The organism is Candidatus Komeilibacteria bacterium CG_4_10_14_0_2_um_filter_37_10 (genome assembly GCA_002793075.1).
Lineage (GTDB): Bacteria > Patescibacteriota > Patescibacteriia > UBA1558 > UBA1558 > UM-FILTER-37-10.
In genome coordinates this window covers 1-8,215 of sequence record PFPO01000053.1, presented here as the reverse complement: position 1 = coordinate 8,215, position 8,215 = coordinate 1, and the positions used below count along the sequence as shown (strand labels likewise).

General features: G+C 37.0%; 7 protein-coding genes and 1 tRNA gene. All 8 read left to right on the top strand.

Going from position 1 to position 8,215, the window contains the following annotated elements; translation table 11 throughout:
• Positions 1-229 precede the first annotated feature (229 nt).
• The 8 genes from COX77_02890 (at position 230) to COX77_02855 (ending at position 8,005) form a co-directional block, all read left to right on the top strand.
• On the top strand, positions 230-571 hold the full coding sequence (locus COX77_02890; GenBank protein PIZ98981.1) for a 30S ribosomal protein S15: 342 nt from the start codon (positions 230-232) through the stop codon (positions 569-571).
• 5 nt (positions 572-576) lie between these two features.
• Entirely contained in the window at positions 577-1,083 is a 507-nt protein-coding gene (locus COX77_02885; protein PIZ98980.1) for a hypothetical protein, read from the top strand.
• Between the two features lie 97 nt (positions 1,084-1,180).
• Positions 1,181-3,427, top strand: a complete 2,247-nt coding sequence (locus tag COX77_02880; GenBank protein PIZ98979.1) for a polyribonucleotide nucleotidyltransferase — start codon at positions 1,181-1,183, stop codon at positions 3,425-3,427.
• Positions 3,428-3,531: 104 nt separating this feature from the next.
• Entirely contained in the window at positions 3,532-5,001 is a 1,470-nt protein-coding gene (locus COX77_02875; GenBank protein PIZ98978.1) for a hypothetical protein, read from the top strand.
• A gap of 574 nt (positions 5,002-5,575) precedes the next feature.
• On the top strand, positions 5,576-5,941 hold the full coding sequence (locus tag COX77_02870) for a hypothetical protein (GenBank protein PIZ98977.1): 366 nt from the start codon (positions 5,576-5,578) through the stop codon (positions 5,939-5,941).
• Complete coding sequence (gene lspA, locus COX77_02865; protein ID PIZ98976.1) at positions 5,941-6,384, top strand: signal peptidase II; 444 nt, start codon at positions 5,941-5,943, stop codon at positions 6,382-6,384. The genes COX77_02870 and lspA overlap by 1 nt, the downstream gene beginning before the upstream one ends.
• A gap of 178 nt (positions 6,385-6,562) precedes the next feature.
• Positions 6,563-7,702: a hypothetical protein gene (locus tag COX77_02860; protein PIZ98975.1), complete on the top strand. Its 1,140-nt coding sequence runs from the start codon at positions 6,563-6,565 to the stop codon at positions 7,700-7,702.
• A 226-nt stretch (positions 7,703-7,928) separates the two neighbouring features.
• Positions 7,929-8,005 (top strand) — tRNA-Ile (locus COX77_02855).
• Positions 8,006-8,215: the final 210 nt, after the last annotated feature.

The window sequence follows — 8,215 nt, the reverse complement described above, 5'->3', positions numbered from 1 at the left end:
CATCTTTGTTAGGTTAATAATTAGTGGATTTAATTATTTTACCTTAACTTAGGTGTCTTTTTAGTTTAATTAAGCTTGGGACTAGAATGTAGGTCACTAGCGTTGACAAACAAAATAAATACTGCTATATTCAGGACTGATTAATCAATAATAATTATAGCTTGAACTAGGACTTGGGATCTATGATTTTGACCCTAGCCTTGGCTCAAAGCCGAAGAAAGGTACTAATATGTTAGACAAAAAGAAAAAGAATCAAATCATTGAGAAATTCAAAACTCATGCCAATGATACTGGTTCACCAGAAATCCAAATTGCTATTTTAACAGCCGAAATTGCCGAGTTAACAGAGCATTTAAAAATACACAAGAAAGACTTCTCTTCTCGCCGTGGTCTAATTCGTAAAGTTAATCAAAGAAGAAAATTGCTTCGCTACTTGGAAAAAACCAATGAACAAAGTTTTGACTCAATCGTCAAAAAGTTGAAAATCAAAATTACTAAAAAAGAAGTAATTGTTGAGGAGCCAAGCGAAGAAGAAATTAAAGCCCTGGAAGAAACTATTTTAAAAAAATAAATAATATGAGTAAACAACATCCTGATCAAAGAGTTGGAGTCTTCGTTGATATTGGCAATATGTACCACTCGGCGAAAAACCTTTACAACGCTAAACTTAACTTTGGGCGCCTATTAACTGATCTTGTTAATGATCGACAGTTGGTCAGGGCTATGGCTTACATTATTATTTCGCAATCTTCAGATGAAGCTAATTTTTTTGACGCCCTCACCAAACAAGGCTATGAACTCAAAAGTAAAGACTTGCAAATATTTCCCGGTGGACAAAAAAAGGGTGATTGGGATGTTGGTTTGGCAGTCGACGCCATTACTATTGCCAAGCATTTAGATGTTGTCATTTTAGTTACTGGTGATGGTGATTTTATACCACTGGTTAATTATTTAAGACATACTGAGGGTTGTAAAGTAGAGGTAGCGGCTTTTGAAAAGAGCTGTTCCGCTAAACTAGTGGAGGTTGCTGATGACTTTATTAATCTCAGCACTAATGGCAAAAAATACTTAATAAAACGTTAATTAACTTGGCGATGGTGGTCATTGAACATATAGGCTACAAGGAAAACTTTTTAGTCTATTGCCTGATGACCAGCGCCAAATAAAAGGAAATAAACTTATGTTTAACACTAATAAGTTTACGACTGAATTTGCTGGTCGTACTCTTACTATTGAAACTGGCCTTTTGGCCAATCAAGCTGCTGGCTCCTGCACGGTCCAATATGGCGAGACTGTTGTTTTGGCTACTGCTTGTTATTCTCAACAACCAAAGGAAGGAACTGATTTCTTTCCTTTAACCGTTGATTACGAAGAAAAACTATACTCCGCTGGCAAAATAAAAGGTAGTCGCTGGATCAAAAGAGAAGGCCGCCCAAATGATGAGGCTATTTTAACTTCTCGCTTAATCGATCGATCGCTACGCCCTTTATTTCAAGACTCCGAAAGAAGAGAGGTGCAGGTTACTGCTACTGTTCTTTCTTTTGATCAACAAAATTCACCGGATATTACCGCCCTCATTGCTACCTCCTGCGCTTTGGCTATATCACCAATCCCTTGGAATGGCCCGGTGTCTGGAGTCAAAATTGGCCGTATTAATGGCGAATGGGTAATCAATCCATCTTATGAGGCAATTACCAAAAGCGACCTAGATTTAGTTGTCGTCGGTACTACCGAAGACATTGTCATGATTGAAGCTGGCTCCAAAGAAGTTGTGGAAAAGGATATGATCGCAGCTCTAGAATTTGCCCAAAAACACCTTCGCGAAGGATTAAAATTAATTACCGAAGTAGTAGCTAGGGTTGGACAACAAAAAAATGAGACGTCTGTTAAACCAACCGAAGAAGAAATTGCAAGTCAACAAAAGATCGATAACAAAGTTAAAGACTACCTCAAAGGAAAAGATTTAACTACCGTCTTTAATCGCGATAAGAAAATTACTTACAGCAATATTGATAACCTGAAAACAGAATTAACATCAATCCTTAAAGCTGATAATGAAGTTAATAAAGAAGAAAGGCTGCGAGGAGTTACTTTATTGTCTTCTAACATTGATAATGCTGCACGTGACTTTACTCTAACCAGCGGTAAAAGAATAGATGGTCGCTCTTATGATGAAATCCGAGAATTGGATATACGCGTTAGCGCCCTACCCCGCACTCACGGCAGTGGTTTGTTTACCCGTGGCGAAACGCAGGTTCTATCAGTGGTAACACTAGGCGCACCTGGCGATGAACAGTATTTAGAAAATATTGAAGATGATGGCATTACCAAAAAAAGATATATGCATCATTATAACTTCCCTGGCTACTCTGTCGGCGAGGTAAAAAGGTCAGGTACACCTGGTCGCCGAGAGATTGGTCATGGCGCCCTAGCAGAAAAGGCCTTGGTGCCTGTTATTCCTAACAAGGAAACCTTCCCCTACACCATTCGCGTGGTATCCGAAGTATTATCATCCAACGGATCTTCTTCTCAGGCCTCCATCTGTGGTTCCACGCTAGCTTTAATGGATGCCGGGGTACCAATTAGTAAGCCAGTCGCTGGTATTGCCATGGGCTTGGTTACTAATCCAAAAGACAAAAATGATTACAAAATATTAACTGACATTCAAGGCTTTGAAGATCACGCGGGTGACATGGATTTCAAAATTGCTGGTACCAATGATGGCATTACAGCCGTGCAATTGGATATTAAATTGGGTGGTGTGAGTTTGAAAGTATTAGAAGAAGCTCTGTGGTTAGCAAAAGCTGCCCGCGAAAAAATCCTACAACAAATCATTGCTGTTATTCCCGCGCCGCGTGCTGAACTATCACCTTATGCCCCACGCATTGAGGTTCTCAATATTGATCCGGAACAAATACGCGATGTTATTGGGCCTGGTGGCAAAATAATCAATGATATCATTGAAAAAACCGGAGGAGAAATTGATATTGAACAAGACGGCACAGTACTTATTACCTCCACCAGCGCTGATGGTAGTGCTCGGGCTATTCAAATGATCATGGATATCACGAAAAAAATACAAGTTGGCGAAGAATATGAAGGCCAAGTTGTAAAAATTATCCAAGATAAAAATAATGGCAACGACATCGGGGCGATTGTTCAGCTAACTAGCAACCACGATGGCATGGTGCATATTTCCAATCTAGCCAACAAACACGTTGCTCGTATTTCCGATATAGTAAATGTCGGCGACTTACTAAAAGTCCGAGTTGTTGAAGTTGATGAGGAACGCGGTCGTATTGGTTTGTCCCACAAAGAATACACACCAGCAGCTGAACCAGGTGAGGAACGCGGTCGTTTTGATCGCCCTAACCATGGTCCACACAATACCGGTAATGACCGGAGGCCTTTTCATAAAAGATTCTAAAGTTAAATAACTATGTTTAGCACGGACTACCCTGTACCATATGGTACGGGGTTTTCTTTTCGCCGGCCAATTACACTATTATAATTATATGTTAAAATATACTCATGTCATCTTGGTTAAAATCACAAAGAATATTTTGGCTCCTAGCTCTGAGTCTATTTTTTATTCTGGGGTGGTTGATTACTGATAAATATGTCTTGGCAAATAAGCAATTGGAAAATTACCTACCGGAAAATACTATTCTTACTGCCAATTTAAATCTTTCAGCGATTAACGCCACAAGTACGCAAAGGCAAAGATTAACAGAAAACGCCCTCCTTTCAGAGCTAATCGACTATGGTCACAAAGAACTAGATAAATATTTAGCCAGCTACCATTTAACGGATTGGTCTATTGATTGGTTGCAACCACAAGCTATCTATTTTCTCACTAAAAACAATCAGCAACAAAACTGGGGAATTTTAGCGGTGGCAAAAAACACCAAAATAAAAAAGTTCTTGGAACAATTAAACTTACCAATGAATGGCAATCTCTACGTTGCCAGCGATCAATCTAATAATAAATTATATTTTGCCCTCTTAGAAAAAAATATCTTCCTCGCTTGTTCTGATCAAGCATTGTGTCTTGATGTGATGGATCGCTATCAAATAAATTCTTCGTCGCCGATCGCCAAACTATTTTCTATTATTTCCTTAAAACCGTTTTTAACAATAAAAATTAATAAACAACTAGAAACGCCGGATGACAAGTCGCTAGCCTGGTCCATAGTCAATCAGCTTATTACACCACTAAAAAACAATACTTTTCCCGACATTAACATTGAATTAAATCAAAAAAGTCGTTTTCTGGGCTGGCAAATGTCCAATTACGACATGAATCAATTATCAACAGACAATAAAATAGGTATTAATGACTATGTGGCCAATGTCCAATTTCAGCCAGATGTCCTGATCGGTATTACCGAGCCCAATAACCTTAATGATAATTTAAAAAATAGTGATTTCGGCAATGTATTAAAGAAATGGCTAATTAATTACTACTGGCACGATATATCCGCTCAACTAGCTAATAAAATTACCTCGCCATTAGTCATAGCCATCAATAAACCAAGTTCCTTTCTCATTGTTACGAAAACCAGCGAACTACAACAAATTACAGAAATATCTGAAGGGCTCTTAGCTGATCAGAGTCCACGAACCAAGACAATACAATTGCCCGATGGTACACTAGCTTCTGAGCTAATCAATGATGGCGACGGCGTTAAGCAAGAAACAATAATGCTAAGCGGTTACGAAATAACGCGACTCTTTAATAAAGAAGATAGCTACTATTATTATTTACAGAAAGACTACTTAATAATGAGTAATAACCTTGATTTACTTAAAACCAATCTAAATCACGACGGCGCTTTTAATCATACATGCTGGCAAAATAGTATATTTTCTGATGTTTTTTATATGAATTTGACTAATAATAAGCTAGAAAAAACATTACATAATATTACCGAAACTACTGTTTGGGGCTATGAAAATAATAAGGAATTGTTACTTAGAGGTTGTTTGGCCATTGATTAGTGTGTGGATAAGGTGTTAATGACTGAGCACAACTTTTGTTCACCAACTAACCACTTACTAATATAGTGTGTCCATTTATTACTAATATTAGCTATAATATACTATTGACTTTTTATTTCTGAAATGATATAATATAAATATAGTAAAAGTACATTCCAATCTTGAGCTTTTTATCCAATGAACCGCCTTTTGGATTAACTGCTCAAATATTTACTGCTTATAACAAACCTAGAAACCAACTTTAGGTTAAAAAATACCCCAAAAAAAACAAAAATAAAAAGGATGATCTTCTACAAAAAAAGGGAGATTAACCAATTAAGTGGTAAATATTGATAAGCTGTAGTTGGAACAGCAAAAAATTCAAGTTTTATGCCTCGCTCCATATAATCGCAAACCTGCGATATATACGGGAGACATAAGATTTTCCCACAACGAGCATTGCAGCCACATAATAAAATTATTTATAGGGCTAAACCAATGCTCGTTTTCATTTACCTAATTAATGCTATAATGGTATTGACAAGACGCCGAATTAATTATATTATTCAATACATTCAATAACTGACTAAATATTATGCCATCAACTGATTTTATAAAAAAACAACAAGAAATATTGGAAAAAAAGAAGCAAGATATCGAGCGACAACTTGGGGGATTAGTAGAAAAGGATCGTCAAGGATCGCAATTTGATGCCAAATTTCCTGATTTTGGTGATACCGAAGATGATAACGCAGCTGAGGTAGCTGTTTATGAGGGTAACTTATCATTAGAGGAGGATCTAAAATTTTCTTTAGAAAGAATCAAGGTATCACTACAAAAAATAGCCAATAACACCTATGGCGTTTGCGATAAATGTGGCAGCGAAATTCTTACCAAGCGTTTAGAGGTGTTCCCGCAAGCTAACTCTTGTATGAATTGCAAAGCTAAGCGTTTAGATTAATGCTGACAAAAATAAATATTACCCTCGGTGTAGTTTCTCTTTTTATCTTAGATCGACTAGGCAAATACTTAACTCTACTTCTACCCGAAGGAGAGTTTTTTAAATGGCAACAAATATTTTCCTGGGAAAAGAATTTTAATGATGGTATTGCTTTTAGCATACCGCTACCAAATATTTTAAGTGTGATTTTGTCCTTTTTAATCATCATAGTTTTACTGGACATATTATTAGTAAAATTTCAAAGCTCCCAACCAACGACAATTATCGCCCTCCAGTTAATCATCGCTGGCGCTATTAGTAATTTTATTGACCGCCTAATTTGGGGACAGGTAATTGATTATTGGCTATTATTATTCTTCCCAATTTTTAATTTAGCCGACTTACTAATTATTACCGGCGCTCTATTACTTATCTTTTCTTTACTACGTCATAATAAAATCTAAAATTAAGACAATGGGCCGCGTTCTGGGAGGACATTGACCTAGTTATTCGTGTCTGTTATCTCAGTAAATTACTTGATTTATTGCCCTATTTAAACCTGCCATAATACATAATATCGGCTTGACAAATAAAGAGATTGGAGTTAAGATAACAAACTACCTAATTTAATACTTCTGAGAAATGATCAGCGATAAAGAACAAATTATTAACTTATTTTGGCGAGCTAAAAATATTCTACTGCTAACCAAACAGTCTTACCATGGCGATGATATCGCTTGTCTTTTGGCTTGGCATAATTTTCTCAAACATCAACAAAAAAACCACGATCTAATTATTGCTAACTACCAATCAGTAAATACTTGGCGTTTCTTACCAGGTATTGAAACTATTCAATCGGCATTTTCCCGACTCAAAAAATTCACTATCGCCGTTGATCTTAAACAATCCAAATTAGAAAATTTTAGCTACGACCTCAACGATGAGCAGCTACTGATTTATCTAACTCCCGAGAAGGGCTTTATTGAATACGATAACATTTCCTTTCGCAATACTGATTTTAAGTACGATTTAGTCATTTGTTTGGGAGTGCCAGACTATCACAGCTTAGGTAAAATATACGAGGAACAAGCTGATTTTTTTTATCAAGTGCCGGTTATCAATATCGACTACCATCATCTCAATGAATATTTCGGCGATATTAATCAAGTGGATATTACCGCCAACTCATTAGCCGAAATATCGTATGATCTATTTGACCGCATTGCGCCGGAGGCGATTACTAAAGACGTTGCCACTTGTTTACTTACTGGCCTAATACAAGCCACGCGCAGTTTCCGCGCTCCCAATGTCACGCCGCAGACATTGCAACTAGCTAGTCAGCTAATCAAGCTTGGCGGCGATCGTAAATATATCGTTGAACAGTTATTTCAAACAAAATCGATCGCAACTTTAAAACTTTGGGGTAAAATATTAACACAATTAAAAACCGACAACGAATATAAAATAGTGTGGGCTGATATAAAAAAACAGGATTTATTAGACTTATCTGTTAGCGAAGAAGACTTACCGGCAGTTATTGATGAATTAATAATCACCTCACCACAGGCAGAAATCGTACTAATCTTTTTATCCATTGATGATCAATTAACTAAGGTTTACTTATATAGCTCACGCGGTTATGACTCCTTGCAACTAACCGGTAAATTTACTCCCGAAGGTGATAAAGATTTAGTCTGGTTTAATTTGCCACTACCGCTTAATATTGCGCTTACTACAACCATTGATACCATTAAAGAAAAGGTCAAAAGCCTACTCCCTTAACAAAAATTAGATTTTCCTGTAAACTAGACTGGCCTTCTTTATTAAAAATACCAATCTGGCTTAATGATTTTACTAAAATATAATCTTCAGTCAGGGAATCATTTAACTAGTGACTGATAATACGGGCATATAGCTCAGTTTCAGCCAGGGGCTGATCGTCCTTTGGACGAGGTTAGAGTATACAAAATAAGATACGTTAATAATTTAGATGATACATCTTTTTAATGGGCATATAGCTCAGTTGGTTAGAGCACAGCTCTTATAAAGCTGGGGTCGATGGTTCAAGTCCATCTATGCCCACCACGTCATAATTTATTTCACAGCTGCGTGTATCGAGTCTAGCTCGATCCACTCCGCCGTTTAATAAATTATTCCTTCTCCTCACTTACTTTTCTCACTGGACGTGAGACCAAGTAAGTTCGGAATAAACAACTAATCTAATAAATTAACAACAGAACAAGTCGAAAAATGACGAGGGTTCGTAGCTCAGTTGGTTAGAGCGCCACATTGACA